Below are 20,407 nucleotides of genomic sequence, written 5' to 3'. Positions count from 1 at the left end.
TATAAGGAGCTAAAAAGTATGACAATCAGAGCAGGAATAGATGTTGGTTCGACAACTGTGAAATTAGTAATTATTGACGAAGAGAATCATACAAAGTTCGCAAAATACGAACGACATTATTCAGACGTAAAAGCTGCAACCGAAAAAGTTTTAAAGGAAGCAATGAATGAATTAGGTGAAACTACACCAATCACAATGACAATCACAGGATCAGGCGGTATGGGATTAGCGGACGTTTTGAACATTTCGTTTGTACAAGAAGTCATTGCATGTACAAAAACAGTAGAAGAAATCATACCAGAGACGGATGTAGCGATTGAATTAGGTGGCGAGGATGCAAAAATCACCTTCTTTGAAGGTGCTTTAGAGCAACGGATGAACGGTAGTTGTGCTGGTGGAACGGGTGCATTTATTGATCAAATGGCCGTTTTGTTAAAAACGGATGCCAATGGCGTTAATGAGCTAGCTAAAAACTATCAAACCATTTATCCAATTGCTTCGAGATGTGGTGTTTTTGCCAAGACTGATGTTCAACCTTTGATCAATGAAGGAGCTGCAAAAGAGGATATTTCGGCAAGTATATTTCAAGCAGTAGTGAACCAGACGATTGCAGGCTTAGCCGCCGGTCGCAAAATAAAAGGAAAAATCGCTTTTTTAGGCGGACCATTGTTTTTTATGTCCGAACTTAGAAAGAGATTCATCGAGACCTTAGACGTAAAACCAGAAGATGTGATTTTTCCAGAAAATCCACAACTATTTGTAGCGATGGGAGCGGCGATTTATTCTGAAGGTGCAACTCCAACGACTTTAGCAGATTTGATCCATCGTTTGACGAAAGGGGATCAAGAACAATTAAAACCAACAGATACATTAGAACCGTTATTTCAAGATGACGCCGAACTAAATACATTTAGAAAACGTCATGACCAAGCAAAAGCGCAAGAAAAAGCCTTAACGGATCATCATGGTGTGGCTTTTTTAGGGATCGATGCCGGCTCAACAACAACCAAAGTAACCTTGATCGATGAAGAGGGCAATTTACTCTTTTCATTTTATGGAAACAATCAAGGACAGCCACTAGAGACAACGATGAGTGTGTTGAAAGATTTGTACCAACAATTGCCAAAAGATGTCTTTATTGGAAAATCAGCTGTTACTGGATATGGAGAGCACTTGATCAAAAATGCCTTAAAAGTTGACATTGGTGAAGTTGAAACAATGGCTCATTACAAAGCGGCAGATCATTTTCAACCTGGCGTTGATTTTATTTTAGATATTGGCGGTCAAGATATGAAGGCAATGACGATCAAAGACGGTGTATTGTCTTCGATCCAATTAAATGAAGCTTGTTCATCAGGTTGCGGTTCTTTTATCGAAACGTTTGCGAGATCATTGAATTTTGATGTCAAAGATTTTGCAATCGAAGCGTTAAGCTCTAAGGCACCTGTGGATTTAGGCTCACGTTGTACCGTATTCATGAATTCTAAGGTCAAACAGGTTCAAAAAGAAGGGGCATCTGTCGGAGATATTTCTGCTGGATTGTCTTATTCTGTGATTAAAAATGCCATATATAAAGTAATCAAAGTTCGTCGTCCAGAAGAACTGGGCAAAAAAATCGTTTGCCAAGGTGGAACGTTTTATAACGAAGCAGTTTTACGTGCATTTGAAATGATTAGTGAACGAGAAGTCGTCCGTCCATCGATTGCAGGGTTGATGGGTGCGTATGGTGCTGCGTTGATTGCTCTAGAAAATTATGAGTTAGGACAGGAAACAACAATCCTTGGACTTGAAGAGCTGGATACATTTACTGCCGATAAAGAGTTTACGCATTGTGGTCTTTGTGAAAATAATTGTATGATGACCGTGACGATCTTTTCAGATGGGCGCCAATTTGTAACTGGTAATCGATGTGAGCGCGGTGCGAGAATCAAAGTGAAAAGAGAAGATCGTAGAGTCAATTTAGTTGATTATAAGTATCGTAAACTATTTAAATATCGTCCATTAAAAGAAAAAGATGCGCCCAATGGCAGAATCGGAATTCCAAGAGTGTTAAACATGTATGAAAATTATCCGCTATGGCACACATTTTTCACTGATCTAGGCTTTCGTGTGGAGTTATCCCCACGTTCGAATAAAGACTTATATGAACAAGGAATGGAAACTATTCCTAGTGATACAGCTTGTTATCCAGCCAAGATCACTCATGGGCATATTCAAGCGTTGATCGATGCAAAAGTACCAATGATTTTCTATCCTGGCGTTGTTTTTGAACGCCAAGAATCAGCAGAAGCAGATAATCATTTTAATTGTCCAATCGTGCAAAGCTATCCTGATGTTATCCGAAATAATGTAGATGATATTCGTGATGGGAAAGTTGATTATCGTAATCCGTATATCAATTTGGCCAACGAAGCTTCAGTAGCCAAAGTTTTGAGTGAGACATTCGCTGATTTAGGCATTTCTACTGAACAAATTACTCAAGCCTTGCATCATGGTTATGAAGAGCTAGATGCTTTTAAAGAAGATGTCCGTAATAAAGGGGAAGAAACGCTAGTAATGCTGAATCAAAAAGGCGAAAAGGGCATCGTGCTATCTGGGCGTCCCTATCATTTAGATCCTGAAATCAATCATGGGATTGCCGATGTGATCACGCAAGAAGGCTTTCATGTATTGACAGAAGATTGTGTTTCACATTTAAGTGATGTCGGTAATTTACGTGTTGTCAATCAATGGGTGTATCATTCACGCTTGTATGCAGCGGCTCGCGTCGTGGCGAAATCGAAAAATCTAGAGTTGGTTCAGCTAAATTCTTTTGGTTGCGGATTAGATGCAGTCACAACTGACCAAGTAGAAGAAATTATGGATCAATACGGCAAAATTTATACCGTTTTAAAAATTGATGAAGGATCAAACTTAGGGGCGATCAGGATTCGTCTACGTTCATTAAAAGCAGCAGTCGGTGAACGAGAAAAAATGAATTTTGAACCGAAATTGCAACATGAAGAACCAGAGAAGATCATTTTTACTAAAGAGATGAAAAAGACCCATACATTATTGTTACCAATGCTTAGCCCAATTCATCAGTCTGGTTTAGTTGATGTTGCATTGCAAGCTTCTGGCTATAATGTTGTTTGTTTGCCTGCTGATGATCGTGAAGCGGTGAATGTTGGGTTAAAATATGTGAATAATGATGCCTGTTATCCAGCAATCATTTCGATTGGACAATTAGTTGAAGCGCTAGAAAGTGGAGAATATGATTTAAATCACGTCAGTGTAATGATGACACAAACAGGCGGTGGCTGTCGTGCGACAAATTATATTCCGCTCCTTAGAAAAGCATTGAATGATGCTGGCTTCCCCCAAGTTCCTGTAGTCTCTGTTTCAATGGGAAATAAAGGCGTTGAATCTAATCCAGGGTTTAAGTTTACTTTACCAATGTTAAAACGTGTAGCAGTAGCCTTTTTATATGGTGATTTATTCGAACGGGTCGTCTATCGAACTCGTCCTTATGAAACGAAAGTTGGTATGATCGATGCCCTGCATGAAAAATGGTTAAAAAAAATCGAAAAAAATGTCCGGAATGGCTCATTGACTTTATTTAATCGGAATATGAAAAAAATCATCCAAGAATTTGATAATGTTCCATTGAATGAAGTCAAGAAGCCGAAAGTCGGAATCGTTGGAGAAATTTTAGTCAAATACTCACCAACAGCGAATAATGATATTGTCCGTTTATTAGAAGCAGAAGGCGCAGAAGCTGTTGTTCCAGATATTGTTGGATTTATGAACTATTCTTTATACAATCAAATTTGGAAATATGATAATATGGGCATGTCAAAACAAAGCAAAAATTTGGCTCAATTTGCAATTCGAATCATCGAATATGTTGAAAAACCGATGGATAAAGCTTTAAGAAATTCAAAACGCTTTGAAGGGTTAAGCTCGATTCATGAACTGGCAGAAGATGCTGGAAAAATTCTTTCGATCGGAAATCACACAGGTGAAGGGTGGTTTTTAACTGGAGAAATGATTGAACTGCTGAAATCTGATGTGAATAATATTGTCTGTATGCAGCCCTTTGGTTGCTTGCCGAATCATGTTGTTGGTAAAGGGGTCACTAAGGAATTACGACGCCAATATCCAAAAGCAAATATTGCGCCAATCGACTATGATCCAGGTGTCTCAATAGTGAATCAATTGAACCGAATCCGTTTGATGATGGCAACAGCAAACAAAATGTTGGATGAAGAAAAAGTCCAATCATAGAAGAAACATACTAAGATTAGAGGTAAACTCATCCGTCAACGAGTTTACCTTCTAATCTTAGTATGTTTTTGTTCGTAAAATGAAAAGACGTTAATTTTGTGAATTTGTCTTTCTTTTTGTTCAAGGTTCGTTATACAATAGATATAATAACTAAAAATCTCTTAGCTAGAAATCACTTGACAGTTTAGACTAAGCATACCAAAGTGATTTTGTTAACGCTTACTAATAGTTGTTTTAAAAGTTTTGATTGTTTATGAGGTATATACCAGTTATAATATAAGAGAATAAAAAGGAGGAAATAAGATGGTATCAAGTTTACCAGTTTATATTCAAATCCACGATAAAATTAAAGAAGACATCGAACATGGTGTTTGGAAGATCGGCGACAGGCTCCCATCAGAACGTGAGCTGGCGATCCAGTTTAATGTAAGCCGAATGACGTTGAGACAAGCTATTCAAACACTTGCGGATGAAGGGATTTTAGAACGTAAAATAGGTTCAGGAACGTATGTTGCTCGTAAGAAAGTTCAAGAAAAAATGACTGGAACAACTAGTTTTACTGATATTATGCTTTCTCAAAACCGAGTGCCTTCTAGTCGAACGGTTTCATATTACGTAGCCAAGCCGAGTTCCAGTGAAATGGAAAAACTAAATCTTAAAGAAAATGAACAAATCGTTCGGATGGAGCGGATTCGTTTTGCCGATGATTTGCCGATTTGTTTTGAAATAGCGAGTGTCCCTTATTCCTTGGTCGATCAATATAGTAAGACTGAAATCACGAATTCCTTTTATAAAACGCTTGAAACAAAAGGGGGTAATAAAATCGGTCATGCCAATCAAACGATTTCAGCGATGCTAGCCTCAGAACAGATTGCCGATTATTTAAAAATCAAACGTGGTGATGCGATTTTGCGTTTACGCCAAATTTCTTATTTTGAGAATGGAACGCCATTTGAATATGTAAGAACACAATATGTTGGGAATCGTTTTGAATTTTATTTAGAAAAATAAATGAGTAAAATAAATAAATGCTGTAAAGCCCATTCCATTTGGACATTCACAGCATTTATTTTCTTTTTTTATTTGGTTAAATCGATTTTTTCGTTGATCCAGTAGACCAAAATGCCACCAATTGACATAGATAACGCTTCACCAATGGCAACAGTTAACCATGTGTAGAAAAAAGGGAGCTGGTAAAAGTAAGTCAATTGTCCAGCGACTGTAAACATGGATACCGAACAAATAATCGTAGTTACAACCATTTTTTTGTTCAGACTTTTGAATTGTTTTGTTGCATAATAAGATATAATTAAGACAATAAACGTCGATGAACTACCGATAATAACATCAACTAAACCTAATGGTGACGCAAAATTTGCGATAGCGACACCTAAAGTAATAGCTACGATATAGCGTTTGTTAAAAAGCGGTAGAAAATTAAACAGTTCTGAAAACCTGAGTTGAATAGCACCAAAACTAAACGGAGCTAAAAAAAGAGTGACAACGATATAAAGCGCTGTGATCAAAGCCATTTTTGTCAAGGAAATGACAGACCAGGCTGTAGTCTGTGGGGGTAAATGATTCATTTGTGTTCTCCTTTGTAAAACAGATGCCTGTTTTAGTAATAACTATGACCAAAGGACGTGACAAAAACTGCCAACTAAAGTGCCATAGTGTGAATTGCTTCACTGGGATTTATGTTACCGAACATCCAGCGATTTGTAAAGTATAGAAAAATGGTTAAGGCTATTATTTTTCCAACCAACCACCATCGATCGTCATGACAGTTCCGTGAATATAGTCTGCAGATTGACTTGCTAAAAAAAGTGTTAGTGAAGCAACTTCTTCCGGTTTTGCCCAACGTCCAGCCGGCGCCTCATTGGCGACCCATTCAGCCATTTTCCCATCACCAGCAAAATCAGCTGCATTCATTGGTGTTTGAATCGCACCAGGAGCAATCGCGTTTGCGCGGATGCCTTGTTTAATATAGTCATGATCCAGTTGTTTTGTATATCCGATAATCGCATGTTTTGATGCAGTATAAGCAGCACCACCACCACCTGCTACTTTTCCAGCAATGGAAGCCATATTGACGACGACACCATGTTTTTGTTTTAACATTTGAGGTAGAATGTGATTGGTAACTAAAAAGGTTCCTTTAAGATTTACGGTTAAAATACGATCCCATAACGCTTCGGATGTTTCTAAAGTCGGCGTGTAGTTATCTAAAATACCAGCAGTATTCAATAAAATGTGAATCATCCCAAAGGTATTATTGCCTTTTTTGACTGCAGAAATAATATCCTCTTTTTTTGTGATATCCCCTGTATAAGCTAGAAATTTTCCTTTTGAATTGCTTGTTTTTTCTTTAGTGATGACTAAGCCCGCTGCATCAAGGTCCATCCCTAAAACATTGGCACCTTGATTGGTAAAAGCGATTGCTTGCGCTTGTCCAATGCCAGAAGCGGCTCCTGTTATAAAAACTGTTTTTCCGCTGTATTCTGCAAAATTCATAGTAAGTCCTCTTTTCATAATCTTATAAGAAAAAAGCGAGACAAAACTAAATAACCGAGTCTTGTTTCGCTTTTTAAATCTGAATAAACAGCGAGAAATGGCACCCTTTTTTTAATTCTCAGGGCAGCTGCTGTAGTCTCGTTCCCTATTAATACTAGTCTACGTGGACGATTTTCCAATCTTCCGCTAAAACATCACAAGGTGTTGGAGAAAACATGCTGTAGCCTTCATCAGAAGTTTTGATTAAAAAATAGGGAGTAACTTGTAGAAAAGTACCATCAGATGTGCCAATTTCATCTCTAAGTTCGATGTACAGTTCAAAACCGCCCCAACCACTTCTTACGGCTTTTGCACCTTTTTTAATGTGAGGTAATGCTTCTTCAAATGTCATTTACTTGCTCCTTTTTTTGTAATTGGTTGTTCATGATAAGAGCATTTACCCTTATCAAAATGAACTTGCCCATTTAATTGTTCAACGATTTCGGTCATAAATTGCTCAGTGTTTGGCTCGTCTACTAAACAAATAATAGTAACTTGTTCGCCATAAACGGTCTCTTTTATGGTATATAAATTATTTTCCATGAAATTTTGGACTTTGCTTACATTTGGATAACTGATGGTTAAACGGATTTCTTGCTGCAGTTTTCCTTCCACTAAGCCAATTTCTGTCAGGGCATGGGAAACAGCATGGCTATACGCCCGAATCAAACCACCGGAGCCTAATTTAGTACCACCAAAATAACGTGTAACCACAGCTACAACATTGATCAATTCTTGCTTTTTCAAAACTTCTAACATCGGAACCCCTGCTGTACCGCTAGGCTCGCCATCATCACTACTACGTTGGATAGCACTTTTTTCGCCGATTATGAAGGCACTGCAATTATGAGTCGCTTTCCAATGTTCTTTTTTCTTTTGAGCAATGAAGATTTTTGCTTCATCTTCAGAGTATACTCGTTTAAGAGAGCAAATAAAACGTGATTTTTTTATCTCAATTTCACTTTCTCCATCAGAGCGAATGGTAAAATAACTTTCAAGCATTTTCTCATTCCTTTTCTACATAATACGTTAAGTATAAAAAAAATCTGAATGAGAAGCAACCGTTGTAGGAAAAATAGAGAAGAGACCTTCATTTGCTTCTTTAAATTTTTATGAGATAATGATGAAAAGAGTGGCTAAATATCAGCTTAACAACAAAAGGAGTGAAGAATTTGGCAAAAGAACGTCAGAAAAAATATGATAGCGTTACCCATTATTTAACAACCAACGGTGGTTCACAAGTTACTCTAACGTTTACTCAATTCGATGAATTACTTTTCCCTCATTCAGGACTTCCAAGAACCGCTCGAACAGATGTTGATTGGTGGGCCAATGACCATAAACATCCAGAAAAGGGAGCGTACGGTTGGCTCAATGCGGGCTATCAAGTTGCACAAGTGAATATTGCAAAAGAATATGTGGTCTTTAATAAACTACTAAAATCGAACTGGCTTATTTAACGCCTAAAACGATATCTCTTAAAAGCAGGAAGCGTTGACAAAAATCAGGTTTTTACTATACTATGAATAAAGAGAAATTAAAAATATGTTATGTTATCAATAGAAAAGGAGAGGGATTAAGATGGCTAAAAAAACAATTATGCTTGTCTGTTCTGCAGGAATGAGTACAAGTTTATTAGTAACGAAAATGCAAAAAGCAGCAGACGCACAAGGTCTGGATGCTGATATTTTTGCAGTATCTGCCTCAGATGCGGACAACAATTTGGAGAGTAAACCAGTAGATGTTTTATTATTAGGCCCGCAAGTTCGCTTTATGAAAGGCGATTTTGAGAAACGTTTGGCACCAAAAGGAATTCCTTTAGAAGTAATCAACATGGCAGATTATGGCATGATGAACGGGGAGAAAGTTTTACAGCAAGCGTTAAATTTAATTGAAAATAAATAAAGAAACAGTGAGCCAAAATGCATAATGCGTTAAGGCTCACTATTTTTTTTGTCTCTTGAAAAAACTTCTCGGTTTGGTAGAATTTAAGAAAAAGGAAAATGTTGGGAGTAAAATAGAATGAAAAAAAGAATATGGGTTGTCGGGTTATTTTTTGGCATGATGATTATTTCAGGCTTTACTGCTGCGTACATTAAACGAAATTACGCAGTGAGCATTTATCAAGCACTAAAATTTGCTGGTGTTGCCTCTGAACAAATCATTCATCAGCAAGAAGAAAAGGATCATATCGATTTGTTTCTAGCAGATGGGGCTGATTTGACGCTTATGATCATAAAAGCCAAAGAGAAAAATGGCCGCAAGAACTATGAGATTATTCAAACGAGTAAGATGGAAGATTTCTTTTCTGAACAGAAATCTTTAATAAGTGACAAGGAAGCAATAAAAAATCAGTTGGACATGTTATCTTCAATCGAAGATGCACCTTTTTCTTTTGAGAACGAGATTCATCAATCCTTTGGGAAACGGCTATTTTTTATCAATACCTCACATCATAAAGAGAGTAAAAACGTGAGAATCAATGGTCAAAAACCGACTAATACTTTTACCTATAACTATCAAGGTAATCTGAATTACGTATATTATTATGAAGAATTAAAACTAGACCAAAAAGAAATCAAGGTTAGGATGTGAGGAATCAGATGGAAAAAAATCAAAAAACAGTTGAAGAATATGTTAAAGAGGTTAAACGTTTAAGAGGTTATTTACTTATCGTATGTGTGCTAGGTCTGATTTTATTTATTCCATTGATGACGCTCTATCTATTAAATTATCACATAGGATTATTAGGTCTTTTTGGCTTATTTATGTTAGTACTCTTTAGCACAATACGAGTAAGGAAAAAAGTTCTGCAAATTCGTACGATTTTAACGATGGAGTGTGATCCAAAAAAATATGTAGCAATAAATTTGCAATTGTTAAATAAACCTTTTTACAATAAAACAGGTATCAATAACTATCAAAAGTATTTTCAGGCATTGTCAGATTACTATGCTGGTGACTTAGTAGAGATGAAAAAAAACTTAGAGGACATCGATTTTGAAGCTGGAACGCTAGATATTACACTTCAATATTATAATTTACTTGGAAATTATTACAAAGAAAGTAACGATCTTGAGGGGCTGAAAGCAACGATCGATGTTATTCGATCGTTAAAAAGTCGAAGAAAGTTTCCAAGACAGATTCAGCAATTTTATGATTCTGTAGATACGATTTTTTACCGTCATTATTTGGTTTTAACAAATGATAAAAATGCTCTGACAAAATTATTTGATTTTCTTGCAACTGAAAAAGAAATGCTAAAAAAAGTAGGTCTTCATTTTGAAATTGGGAAACTCTATTTAAAAACGGCAACTTTTGATCAGGCAGCGACTCATTTTAACTATGTTCTAGAACATGGTGGAGAGACCTATTATACAGTTTATGCTCAAAAAATGATTCACCAAATGAACGAAGAAGAATGGACAAATTACTAAATCACGAATAACTCAACTGTGCTACTTTTCTAGTAGCACAGTTGAGTTTTATAATTTTCCCACAGTAATTATATAAGTTTCGAAAAAGAAAAAATCTCAAACAAAAAATGCGTAGTTTAATTATAGAGGGGGAAAAATGCAAGAATTATGGGGAAGAAAAGTTTTAGAACAAGAACTTAATGATAGCAGTATGATTGCAAAAAAATATCAAACATTTCCAACAATGCAAGAACTGAATGAAAATGAAATCCAGTGTTTACGTTGTGGACAGATTCATTTGAAAGCTATAGTACAGTTAGTGAATCACTCTTATTATTGTCCAGAGTGTATCCAATTAGGGAGGGTGGATACAGGACAACAATTTTATCACTTAGCAGAACCAAAACCAGTCAAAAGAAACGTTCATTTTTCTTGGGAAGGCAAACTGACTATAGGTCAGCAACAAGTATCTGATCAGTTGTTGACGACTGTAAAAAATGCTGAATCAAGAATGATTTGGGCGGTCACTGGTGCTGGAAAAACAGAAATGTTGTTTAAAACGATTCATCATGCATTAGAAGCTGGCTTTCGAGTAGGCATCGCTTCTCCAAGAGTAGATGTTTGTTTAGAACTGCTCCCGAGAATCCAAGCTGTTTTTCCTGATGAACCGCTAATCATTCTTCATGGAAAGATGGCAGAAACGTACTGTTATACTAAATTGCTTATTTGTACAACACATCAGCTATTACGTTTTTATCAGGCTTTTGATGTATTGATCATCGACGAAGTAGATGCGTTTCCATTTGTTGATAACTCATTACTACAATATGGAGTGAAGCAAGCGATTAAAGAGCACGGATCACTAATTTATCTAACGGCAACACCAACCAAGGAGCTAAATAAAAAGACAGAGCAAAATGAATTACAGACAAGTATTTTACCAGCACGTTATCATCGAAGAGTATTGCCGGTTCCTAAAATAAAATGGTGTCATCGTTGGCATGAGAAAATCAAGAAAGGTCATTGTCCTAAAGAATTAGTAGCAAAGATCCACAAATTAGTGGATAAAAATGATGTGTTGATTTTTTGCCCTAGTATTTCTTTGATGGAGCAATTAAAAGGCACTGTTGAAAAAAAATTTCTAGAAACATCACTAGCCTGTGTTCATTCGCAAGACCCAGAGCGCTTAGACAAGGTTTTAAAGATGAGAAACAAAGAATACCGTATTCTTCTAACTTCTACTATCTTAGAACGTGGTGTAACATTTGATGGTGTCTCTGTCATTGTTTTAGGAGCAAACCATCCTGTTTTTACAATGTCCGCCCTTGTTCAGATTGCTGGCAGAGTGGACCGAAGGCAAAAATACACTGCAGGTGAAGTTTGGTTTTTACATGATGGTTGTACCAATGCTATGAAAGGGGCGATTAAGCAAATTAAGAAAATGAACACAATAGGTAAAGCAAGGGGATTAATTGATGAATTGTAACTATTGCCATCAAACAATTAATAGAAATTTAACGCTCAAAGAAATTTTTTTACCCCAAAAAATCTTGTCAGAACAATTATGCTCAAGATGCATGAAAACATTTCAATTATTGGAAAAAAAAGATAGCTGTCAAGGATGTCAACGTCAGTCTACTCAAACAGCTTATTGTAAAGATTGCTTAAGATGGCAACAAATTTATCCAAACTACAATTTCCAACACGAAGCACTCTTTTCTTACAATCAGGCGATGCAAGAATGGTTTGAACTCTATAAATTTAAAGGGGATTACAGACTTAGGCATAGTTTTGTACCGTATTTACAATCCTATTTTAAACAAAAAAAATCTTTTTTAGCTATTCCGATGCCAATTTCAAAAGAAAGGATGGAAGTGCGAGGCTTTAATCAAGTTGAAGGTTTACTGGATGCAGCAGGCATTCCATATGAACCCCACCTTATCCGATTTGCTCATGGACTATCTCAAGTACAAAAAACGAGAAAGGAGCGATTAAGCTTAAAGCAACCCTTCAAACTAACACAAGAGGGGCAAAAAGCTGTCTTAAATAGAGATATTATTCTTGTCGACGATATCTATACGACTGGGCGTACGCTTTTTCATGGAGCACAAGTTATTTTAGCGAATCATCCAGCAAAACTGTATACGTTTTCTCTTGCAAGATAGACGATCAATTAAAATAAAAATTCAGCCGCAATTTTGTTGGCAAAAGCAGGATAATTCGTTATAATAGAATTAAGAAGAAGGATAACAGAGTGGTCCTTTTATTCCTTCTTTAGTGTCAGATGAAAGGGGTAATTGTTATGTTTAGATATAATGTGCGTGGAGAAAACATCGAAGTTACTGAAGCAATCCGAGACTATGTAGAGAAAAAAGTCGGCAAATTAGAACGTTATTTCAGTGATTCACCTGAAGCGACCGTTCATGTGAATTTGAAAGTATACACTGAAAAAACCGCTAAAGTCGAGGTTACGATTCCTCTACCTTATTTAGTTTTACGTGCGGAAGAAACATCACCTGACTTATATGCAAGTGTTGATTTGGTTGTAGACAAGCTAGAACGCCAAATCCGCAAATTTAAAACAAAAATTAATCGTAAATCTCGTGAAACAGGGATGAACACTGCGAAAGCAGCTATTTTCTTAAATGGTGAAGAAACACCAGATGAAACGCCAGAATTAGACATCGTTCGTACAAAACGTCTTTCTTTAAAACCTATGGATAGCGAAGAAGCTGTTTTACAAATGAACATGTTAGGACATAACTTTTTTATCTTTGAAGATTCAGAAACAAATGGAACAAGCATTGTTTATCGTCGTAAAGATGGCAAATATGGTTTAATCGAAACAGACTAAATTGAGCAGGTAACGAACATATCTTGATTCAGCGAAGAAGGTCTAAAAGTAAGCGAGGATCTAATCAATCCATAAATTTTAGAAAAATTGTTATCAGGGTCAATTTATTTTCCAGATATTCGATTTTAAGAGACTGAAGCAGGACGGCATACGTTTTGCCACAGTCTCTTTCCTTATTTTAAGCATGTATACATAAAAAACGACATAATATAGTATTAATATTAAGAGAAGTTATTTCCTTTCTTGGCAACTAATGATAAAATAGAAATGATGATTGTGCATTTAGTGCAAAAAATAAATAGAGTTTATTGAAAGGAACACATAAAAACATGGCGAATTTTCTAAAAAAGATGATTGAAAATGATAAAAAGGAATTAAAACGCTTGGATGGTATTGCCAATCAAGTAGAGACTCATGCTTCAGCTACTTCGGCGTTGAGCGATGAAGAATTAAAAGCAAAGACAGACGAGTTCAAAGCGCGTTACCAAAAAGGTGAAACACTAGATCAATTATTACCAGAAGCTTTTGCGGTCGTCCGCGAAGCTGCTAAACGTGTCCTAGGTTTATACCCATACCACGTTCAGTTAATGGGTGGGATCGTTTTACATGATGGCAATATCCCAGAAATGAGAACGGGTGAAGGTAAAACATTAACTGCAACAATGCCAGTTTATTTGAATGCACTAACAGGTGAAGGTGTTCATGTCGTAACGGTTAACGAATATTTAGCAACACGTGACTCAGATGAAATGGGTGAATTGTATAATTTCTTAGGCTTGACAGTTGGTCTGAACATCAATTCAAAAACATCAGAAGAAAAGCGTGATGCCTATAATTGTGACATCACTTATAGCACAAATAACGAGTTAGGATTTGACTATTTGCGTGATAACATGGTTGTTTATCGTAATCAAATGGTACAACGCCCATTGAACTACGCAATCGTGGATGAGGTCGATTCAATCTTGATTGATGAAGCTCGTACACCATTGATTATTTCAGGTCAGGCTGAAAAATCAACTGCACTTTACACCCGCACAGATAACTTTGTTAAACGTCTAAAAGAAGAAGAAGATTACAAAATTGATGTTCAATCTAAGACGATTAGTTTAACGGAAGCTGGAATTGAAAAGGCGGAAGAAAACTTTGGTTTAGAGAACCTTTATGATATTGAAAATACAGCTTTGACACATCATATGGATCAAGCGTTACGTGCAAACTTTATCATGCTTCGTGATATCGATTATGTTGTTCAAGATGACAAAGTCTTGATCGTTGACCAATTTACTGGTCGTATTATGGATGGTCGTCGGTACTCAGATGGCTTACACCAAGCAATCGAAGCCAAAGAAGGCGTAGAGATCGAAGACGAAACAAAAACAATGGCAACAATCACATTCCAAAACTATTTCCGTATGTATAAGAAATTAGCTGGGATGACGGGTACTGCTAAAACGGAAGAAGAAGAATTCCGTGAAATCTATAATATTCAAGTGTTCCAAATTCCAACAAACCGTCCGATCATTCGTGATGACCGTGCTGATTTACTTTACCCAACATTACAAAGTAAATTTAAAGCGGTTGTTCAGGATATTAAAGAACGCTACCATAACGGTCAACCAGTTTTAGTCGGTACAGTTGCTGTTGAAACTTCTGAGTTATTATCAGAATTATTAAATGCTGAAAAAGTACCGCATGAAGTATTGAATGCCAAAAATCACTTTAAAGAAGCAGAAATTATTATGAATGCCGGGCAAAAAGGTGCGGTAACGATTGCTACTAATATGGCTGGTCGTGGTACGGATATCAAGCTTGGTTTGGGTGTTATTGAGCTTGGCGGTTTAGCTGTAATTGGTACAGAACGTCACGAATCACGCCGTATTGATAATCAATTGCGTGGACGTGCGGGTCGTCAAGGAGATCCTGGGGTTTCACAATTCTATCTATCACTTGAAGATGACTTGATGAAACGTTTTGGTTCAGAAAGAATCAAAGCATTCTTGGATCGCATGAACATTGAAGAATCAGATGCAGTTATCCAAAGTAAAATGTTAAGTAAGCAAGTAGAATCAGCTCAAAAACGTGTTGAAGGGAACAACTACGATACACGTAAAAATGTCTTGCAATACGATGATGTAATGCGTGAACAGCGTGAAGTTATTTACGCGCAACGTCAAGAAGTGATAATGGAAGATAAAGAGTTGACTGAAACATTATTAAACATGGTAAAACGTACGATCACTCGTGTTGTAGATAGCCATACACAATTAGAAAAAGAAAACTGGAACCTTGATGGAATCGTTGATTTCGCCTCTTCAACATTGGTGCATGAAGACTCTATTTCTAAAGCTGATCTAGAAGGCAAATCACCAGAAGAAATCAAAGCGTATCTAGTAAAACGTGCTCAAGAAGTTTATGATATCAAAGTAGAACATTTGAATGGTCCAGAACAAATTCTGGAATTCCAAAAAGTTGTTATTTTACGTGTTGTAGATACAAAATGGACCGATCATATCGATGCAATGGATCAATTGCGTCAATCAGTTGGGTTACGTGCTTACGGACAAAACAATCCATTGGTTGAATATCAAACAGAAGGCTACAATATGTTTGAAGAAATGATTGGAGCAATTGAATACGAAGTTACTCGCTTATTCATGAAATCAGAAATTCGCCAAAATGTTCAACGGGAACAAGTAGCACAAGGTGAAGCTGTTCATCCAACAGATGATGAAGAACCCCAAAGTAACACAAGTGCTAAAAAGAAACCGATTCACGTAGATGAAAAAATAGGACGCAATGATCCATGTCCATGCGGCAGTGGAAAGAAATACAAAAACTGTCACGGCAAAGGTCAATAAGAAGCGATGAAGGTGAGGCGTTCGCCTCGCCTTCATTTGTTTGCAACACAAAGTATTGAAAATGGAAGGAAGAAAATATCATGGAAAATGCTGAAATCCGCACTATTTTAGATGAAATGAATCAATCAATCACAAGTTTCAGGGGGTCTCTTTGACTTAGATCAGTTAGAAGAGGACATCGCTGAAGCTGAAAATAGAATGGCAGAGCCAGGCTTTTGGGATAATTCACAAACAGCACAACAATTGATCAACGAAACGAATTCCTATAAAGAGAAGTATCAACAATTTCATCAATTTGCAGACGAATTAGAAGAATTGGAAATCATGAGTGAGATGCAACAAGAAGAATATGATCCTGATACGCAGACTGAACTAGAAGAACGCTTAGTCGCTTTGAAAGAAAAATTAAGTATTTATGAACTTTCGCTACTATTAAACGAGCCTTATGACAAAAATAATGTTATCATGGAACTTCATCCAGGAGCGGGTGGTACTGAATCACAAGATTGGGGTAGCATGTTGCTGCGAATGTATACACGTTGGGCCGAAAGTCATGGGTTTCAAGTAGAGACATTAGATTACCAATCAGGTGATGAAGCAGGTATTAAGAGTGTGACCCTTCTAATTAAAGGTTATAATGCTTATGGCTATTTGAAATCAGAAAAAGGGGTACATCGCTTAGTTCGAATTTCTCCATTTGATTCTGCCAAACGTCGCCACACTTCTTTTTGTTCTGTCGACATTATGCCTGAGCTAGATGAAAATGTAGAGATCGATATTAATACGGACGATTTAAAAGTCGATACGTATCGAGCAAGTGGTGCTGGTGGTCAGCATATCAATAAAACCGAATCGGCTGTTCGAATCACGCATATTCCAACAGGAACCGTTGTTGCTAGTCAAGCACAACGGTCACAATTAAAAAACCGAGAACAAGCGATGGGCATGCTGAAAGCAAAACTTTATCAATTAGAGTTGGATAAAAAAGCGCAGGAAGCTGCTTCATTACGTGGGGAACAATTAGAAATTGGTTGGGGCTCACAGATTCGTTCTTATGTTTTCCATCCTTATTCAATGGTGAAAGATCATCGAACAAATTATGAAACTGGAAATGTACAAGCCGTGATGGATGGGGATTTAGATGGATTTATTGATGCGTACTTAAAGCAGAAGCTAAATTGATCAATTTACAGAAATGAAATAAAATTGTAAACTGTTGAAAGAGCCTTGAAACAAAGTCATGTTATAATGATTGATAGTCTAGAAAAACAGAGATGGAGAGAATACGCCATGATTGAAATGAAAGATGTAATGAAGAAATATTCGAATGGTACAACGGCTATCCGAAATATTTCAATAGAAATAAAGCAAGGTGAATTCGTTTATGTTGTTGGTCCTTCCGGAGCCGGAAAATCAACATTTATTAAATTAATGTACCGTGAAGAAAAAGCCACTAAAGGTCGCTTGAAAGTTGCTAGTCATGATCTAATGAAAATAAAAAATTCTGAAGTTCCGTATCTTAGAAGAGAGATCGGTATCGTCTTTCAAGATTACAAATTATTGACGAAAAAAACAGTTTATGAGAACGTTGCTTATGCTATGCAAGTTGTTGGTCGTAAGCCAAGAGAAATCAAAAAAAGAGTGATGGAAGTACTTGATTTAGTTGGTTTGAAGCATAAAGTACGCGTCTTTCCAAGTGAATTATCTGGTGGGGAACAACAACGTGTTTCAATTGCTCGTGCAATCGTAAATACGCCCAAAGTTCTCATTGCAGATGAACCAACAGGGAATCTTGATCCAGAGAACTCATGGGAAATCATGAAACTTTTAGATCGGATCAATGCTCAAGGAACAACTGTTGTAATGGCAACGCATAATAGTACGATCGTAAATACGATTCGTCATCGCGTAATCGCCATCGAAAATGGTCGAATTATTCGAGACCAAGCGGAAGGAGAATATGGCTACGATGATTAGAACCTTCTTTTCTCATGTCTTAGAAAGTATCAAAAGTTTAAAACGTAATGGGTGGATGACAATAGCATCTGCAAGTGCAGTTACCATTACGTTAGTCCTTGTTGGGCTTTTTATGGCAGTAATTTTTAATGCAACAAAATTAGCAAAAGATATTGAAGAAAACGTAACTGTTTCTGTATTCGTTGATATTGGCACAACCCCAGACGAAATGCAGCAATTAGAAAAAGAATTGAATAAAATCGACAATGTCGAAACTATTTCATATTCAAATAAAGATAAACAATTAGAAAAAATTCAAAAACAAATGGGTGAAGCTTGGAACTTATTCGAAGGTGACAGCAATCCCTTGTACGATGTCTATTATGTAAGTGCAAAAGAACCATCAGATACGAAAAAAATATCGGAAAAGGCAGCAACATTAGCGAATGTCTTTAAAGCAGACTATGGCGGTGTTTCTTCCGATAAAATTTTCAGTATTGCAGGAAAAGTTCGAACTTGGGGCTTAGGTGCAGCAATTTTACTATTGTTTGTCGCTGTATTCTTGATTTCAAACACGATCCGTATTACGATTCTTTCTCGTCAAAGAGAAATCCAAATCATGCGTTTAGTTGGTGCTAAAAACGGCTATATTCGTTGGCCTTTCTTTATAGAAGGAGCATGGATTGGCTTAATTGGAGCGATCATTCCAATTTTAGTTTTAACATTTGGGTATCAAAAATTCTATACGTTATTCAACCCGCAATTGCTAAGTTCAAATTATTCATTATTAAAACCTGAATCATTTGTTTGGCAGATCGATCTACTGATGATCGTTATTGGGATGACAATCGGCTCGTTAGGTTCAATCATTTCGATGCGCCGCTTCTTAAAAATTTAATAGAATTAAAAGCAGACATTTTTTGTCTGCTTTTTCTTTACTTATTTTCAGAAGTTCGTTATGCTTTACTAGGGGATGAGTGAAGTGATTGGGGTGAATAAATGAAATTTTTATATGATAATTTCTTTGTTATTATTTTTATTGCTAATATGCTATTATCATTGATTATTGTTTTTCGAGAACGCAAACAAACTGCTCAAACATGGTCATGGTTGCTGGTATTAATGTTTATTCCAGTTTTAGGATTTATTCTTTATATTTTCTTGGGTCGAGGCATATCAAAAGATAAAATATTCGATATGAAGATGCAAGCTAAAATCGGGATGAACGCTGAAATACAAGCAGAAAAGCAATCATTGTTAAGAGGGTTATTTCCACATCCACCGACAGGAGAAGTGGAGTCAAAGCAGCTAATTTATATGTTGACTGTTTTTGAGAGCTCATTATATACAACGAATAATGAGGTTCTTTTATATACAGATGGAAGAGAAAAATTTGATGGATTGATTGCAGATATTCGGCAAGCTACGGATCATATTCATATGGAGTATTACATTTATCGTGGTGATACTTTAGGCAAGGAAATCCGTCAGGAACTGATCAATGCTGTCAAAAGAGGGGTAAAAGTACGTTTACTCTTAGACGCCTGGGGTTCAACCCAAGTTAATATGAAATTTTTTGAAGAACTAAAGAAGATTGGAGGAGAAATTGCCTTTTTCTTTCCTCTGTTTGTTCCATATTTAAATCCGCGAATTAACTATCGTAATCATCGAAAAATCGTAGTGATTGATGGGAAGATCGGCTATACAGGTGGATTTAACGTTGGTAATGAATATTTAGGTGAAGTCAAAAAGTTTGGGTACTGGCGTGACAATCATTTAAGAATCTCTGGTGAAGCTGTTTATAGTTTACAAAATCGTTTTTTGATGGACTGGAATTCTCAACATCGTAAAGAATTAAGCTATGATTCTGCTTATTTTCCTCCAATTGATTCAGCTGGGAAAAAAGCAGTTCAAGTAGTAACGAGTGGACCAGATTCAGAACATGAGCAAATCAAAATGACCTACCTAAAAATGATTTCAATCGCTAAAAAAGAAATACTGATTCAAACGCCGTATTATATACCAGATGCATCAATTCATGAAGCCTTAAAATTAGCATTACTTTCGGGTGTAAAAGTTCGTATGCAAATACCAAACAAACCAGATCATATGTTAGTTTATTGGGCAACTTATTCCTTTTCTGCAGAATTATTAAAGTATGGAGCGATTATTGAGACCTATGAACATGGCTTTATTCATGCTAAAACGATGATCATCGATGGTGGTGTTGTTTCTGTTGGATCAGCGAATATCGATGTTCGTTCATTCCGACTAGATTTTGAGGTGAATACAATTATTTACGATCAAGAATTTTCAGAAGAAGTTAGAGATGCTTTTTACGAAGATTCCAAAGTATCAGAGCTTTTAACAGAAGAAAAATACCGTAATCGAGGTGTTTTCATCAAACTAAAAGAAGGATTAGCTCGTCTGATTTCACCACTGTTGTAATTCCTATAAAAAGTGTAATCTTAGTAACGGATTGCACTTTTTATTTTGTTTAT

General features: G+C 36.5%; 18 protein-coding genes. 14 read left to right on the top strand and 4 right to left on the bottom strand.

Features of this window, described 5'->3' with window-relative positions:
* The first annotated feature begins 18 nt into the window (after positions 1–18).
* Both BCR24_RS01390 and BCR24_RS01385 read left to right on the top strand, forming a co-directional pair.
* Positions 19–4,266, top strand: a complete 4,248-nt coding sequence (locus tag BCR24_RS01390) for a 2-hydroxyacyl-CoA dehydratase (RefSeq protein WP_069638764.1) — start codon at positions 19–21, stop codon at positions 4,264–4,266.
* A 303-nt stretch (positions 4,267–4,569) separates the two neighbouring features.
* Positions 4,570–5,277, top strand: coding sequence for a GntR family transcriptional regulator (locus BCR24_RS01385; protein WP_069638763.1), 708 nt, complete (start codon positions 4,570–4,572; stop codon positions 5,275–5,277).
* Between the two features lie 68 nt (positions 5,278–5,345).
* Here BCR24_RS01385 and BCR24_RS01380 read toward each other — a convergent pair whose 3' ends face one another.
* The 4 genes from BCR24_RS01380 to BCR24_RS01365 all read right to left on the bottom strand — a co-directional run bounded on the left by BCR24_RS01380 (position 5,346) and on the right by BCR24_RS01365 (position 7,821).
* Entirely contained in the window at positions 5,346–5,852 is a 507-nt protein-coding gene (locus BCR24_RS01380; RefSeq protein WP_069638762.1) for a QueT transporter family protein, read from the bottom strand.
* A gap of 163 nt (positions 5,853–6,015) precedes the next feature.
* Positions 6,016–6,780, bottom strand: a complete 765-nt coding sequence (locus BCR24_RS01375; RefSeq protein WP_069638761.1) for a 3-oxoacyl-ACP reductase — start codon at positions 6,778–6,780, stop codon at positions 6,016–6,018.
* A 154-nt stretch (positions 6,781–6,934) separates the two neighbouring features.
* Positions 6,935–7,171 (bottom strand): DUF2829 domain-containing protein, encoded by a 237-nt coding sequence (locus BCR24_RS01370; protein ID WP_069638760.1) that lies wholly within the window; start codon positions 7,169–7,171, stop codon positions 6,935–6,937.
* A complete protein-coding gene (locus BCR24_RS01365; RefSeq protein WP_069638759.1) occupies positions 7,168–7,821 on the bottom strand; it encodes a YigZ family protein in 654 nt (217 codons plus the stop codon). The genes BCR24_RS01370 and BCR24_RS01365 overlap by 4 nt, the downstream gene beginning before the upstream one ends.
* Positions 7,822–7,991: 170 nt before the next feature.
* On the opposite strand from BCR24_RS01365, the gene BCR24_RS01360 reads away from it, so the two are divergent.
* From BCR24_RS01360 to cls, 12 genes are all read left to right on the top strand, one after another.
* Positions 7,992–8,279, top strand: coding sequence for a DUF7662 domain-containing protein (locus tag BCR24_RS01360; protein WP_069638758.1), 288 nt, complete (start codon positions 7,992–7,994; stop codon positions 8,277–8,279).
* Between the two features lie 121 nt (positions 8,280–8,400).
* Positions 8,401–8,724, top strand: a complete 324-nt coding sequence (locus BCR24_RS01355; RefSeq protein WP_069638757.1) for a PTS sugar transporter subunit IIB — start codon at positions 8,401–8,403, stop codon at positions 8,722–8,724.
* 117 nt (positions 8,725–8,841) lie between these two features.
* On the top strand, positions 8,842–9,414 hold the full coding sequence (locus BCR24_RS01350; protein WP_069638756.1) for a hypothetical protein: 573 nt from the start codon (positions 8,842–8,844) through the stop codon (positions 9,412–9,414).
* A gap of 8 nt (positions 9,415–9,422) precedes the next feature.
* A complete protein-coding gene (locus BCR24_RS01345) occupies positions 9,423–10,256 on the top strand; it encodes a hypothetical protein (protein WP_069638755.1) in 834 nt (277 codons plus the stop codon).
* Positions 10,257–10,392: 136 nt separating this feature from the next.
* Entirely contained in the window at positions 10,393–11,721 is a 1,329-nt protein-coding gene (locus BCR24_RS01340; RefSeq protein WP_069638754.1) for an ATP-dependent helicase ComFA, read from the top strand.
* A complete protein-coding gene (locus tag BCR24_RS01335; protein ID WP_069638753.1) occupies positions 11,711–12,400 on the top strand; it encodes a ComF family protein in 690 nt (229 codons plus the stop codon). Before BCR24_RS01340 ends, BCR24_RS01335 begins: the two co-directional genes overlap by 11 nt.
* A gap of 137 nt (positions 12,401–12,537) precedes the next feature.
* Positions 12,538–13,089 carry a ribosome hibernation-promoting factor, HPF/YfiA family gene (hpf, locus tag BCR24_RS01330; RefSeq protein ID WP_010760772.1) on the top strand — a complete coding sequence of 184 codons (552 nt, stop codon included), beginning with the start codon at positions 12,538–12,540 and terminating at the stop codon, positions 13,087–13,089.
* 329 nt (positions 13,090–13,418) lie between these two features.
* Positions 13,419–15,950 (top strand): preprotein translocase subunit SecA, encoded by a 2,532-nt coding sequence (secA, locus tag BCR24_RS01325; protein WP_069638752.1) that lies wholly within the window; start codon positions 13,419–13,421, stop codon positions 15,948–15,950.
* Positions 15,951–16,030: 80 nt separating this feature from the next.
* A protein-coding gene (gene prfB / locus BCR24_RS01320) for a peptide chain release factor 2 (protein ID WP_100630335.1) occupies positions 16,031–17,132 on the top strand; the annotation gives its coding sequence in 2 pieces (ribosomal slippage) (positions 16,031–16,102 and positions 16,104–17,132; 1,101 coding nt in all).
* A gap of 108 nt (positions 17,133–17,240) precedes the next feature.
* Entirely contained in the window at positions 17,241–17,927 is a 687-nt protein-coding gene (gene ftsE / locus BCR24_RS01315) for a cell division ATP-binding protein FtsE (RefSeq protein ID WP_069638750.1), read from the top strand.
* Positions 17,920–18,804: a permease-like cell division protein FtsX gene (ftsX, locus tag BCR24_RS01310; RefSeq protein WP_069638749.1), complete on the top strand. Its 885-nt coding sequence runs from the start codon at positions 17,920–17,922 to the stop codon at positions 18,802–18,804. The genes ftsE and ftsX overlap by 8 nt, the downstream gene beginning before the upstream one ends.
* Positions 18,805–18,905: 101 nt before the next feature.
* Positions 18,906–20,354 carry a cardiolipin synthase gene (gene cls, locus BCR24_RS01305; protein WP_069638748.1) on the top strand — a complete coding sequence of 483 codons (1,449 nt, stop codon included), beginning with the start codon at positions 18,906–18,908 and terminating at the stop codon, positions 20,352–20,354.
* The last annotated feature ends 53 nt before the right edge of the window (positions 20,355–20,407 follow it).

Source organism: Enterococcus ureilyticus, from assembly GCF_001730315.1.
GTDB lineage: Bacteria > Bacillota > Bacilli > Lactobacillales > Enterococcaceae > Enterococcus_L > Enterococcus_L ureilyticus.
The sequence above is the reverse complement of the archived record's forward strand: the minus strand, read 5'-3'. Positions and strand labels throughout refer to the sequence as shown.

What these genes read in the sequence shown, in the direction of transcription:
- hpf (WP_010760772.1), top strand. Translation starts at nt 12,538, where the DNA reads ATGTTTAGATATAATGTGCGTGGAGAAAACATCGAAGTTACTGAAGCA.
- ftsE (WP_069638750.1), top strand. Translation starts at nt 17,241, where the DNA reads ATGATTGAAATGAAAGATGTAATGAAGAAATATTCGAATGGTACAACG.
- BCR24_RS01385 (WP_069638763.1), top strand. Translation starts at nt 4,570, where the DNA reads ATGGTATCAAGTTTACCAGTTTATATTCAAATCCACGATAAAATTAAA.
- BCR24_RS01365 (WP_069638759.1), bottom strand. Translation starts at nt 7,821, where the DNA reads ATGCTTGAAAGTTATTTTACCATTCGCTCTGATGGAGAAAGTGAAATT.
- BCR24_RS01375 (WP_069638761.1), bottom strand. Translation starts at nt 6,780, where the DNA reads ATGAATTTTGCAGAATACAGCGGAAAAACAGTTTTTATAACAGGAGCC.
- BCR24_RS01355 (WP_069638757.1), top strand. Translation starts at nt 8,401, where the DNA reads ATGGCTAAAAAAACAATTATGCTTGTCTGTTCTGCAGGAATGAGTACA.
- BCR24_RS01390 (WP_069638764.1), top strand. Translation starts at nt 19, where the DNA reads ATGACAATCAGAGCAGGAATAGATGTTGGTTCGACAACTGTGAAATTA.
- BCR24_RS01340 (WP_069638754.1), top strand. Translation starts at nt 10,393, where the DNA reads ATGCAAGAATTATGGGGAAGAAAAGTTTTAGAACAAGAACTTAATGAT.
- BCR24_RS01380 (WP_069638762.1), bottom strand. Translation starts at nt 5,852, where the DNA reads ATGAATCATTTACCCCCACAGACTACAGCCTGGTCTGTCATTTCCTTG.
- BCR24_RS01345 (WP_069638755.1), top strand. Translation starts at nt 9,423, where the DNA reads ATGGAAAAAAATCAAAAAACAGTTGAAGAATATGTTAAAGAGGTTAAA.
- BCR24_RS01370 (WP_069638760.1), bottom strand. Translation starts at nt 7,171, where the DNA reads ATGACATTTGAAGAAGCATTACCTCACATTAAAAAAGGTGCAAAAGCC.
- cls (WP_069638748.1), top strand. Translation starts at nt 18,906, where the DNA reads ATGAAATTTTTATATGATAATTTCTTTGTTATTATTTTTATTGCTAAT.
- secA (WP_069638752.1), top strand. Translation starts at nt 13,419, where the DNA reads ATGGCGAATTTTCTAAAAAAGATGATTGAAAATGATAAAAAGGAATTA.
- ftsX (WP_069638749.1), top strand. Translation starts at nt 17,920, where the DNA reads ATGATTAGAACCTTCTTTTCTCATGTCTTAGAAAGTATCAAAAGTTTA.
- BCR24_RS01335 (WP_069638753.1), top strand. Translation starts at nt 11,711, where the DNA reads ATGAATTGTAACTATTGCCATCAAACAATTAATAGAAATTTAACGCTC.
- BCR24_RS01350 (WP_069638756.1), top strand. Translation starts at nt 8,842, where the DNA reads ATGAAAAAAAGAATATGGGTTGTCGGGTTATTTTTTGGCATGATGATT.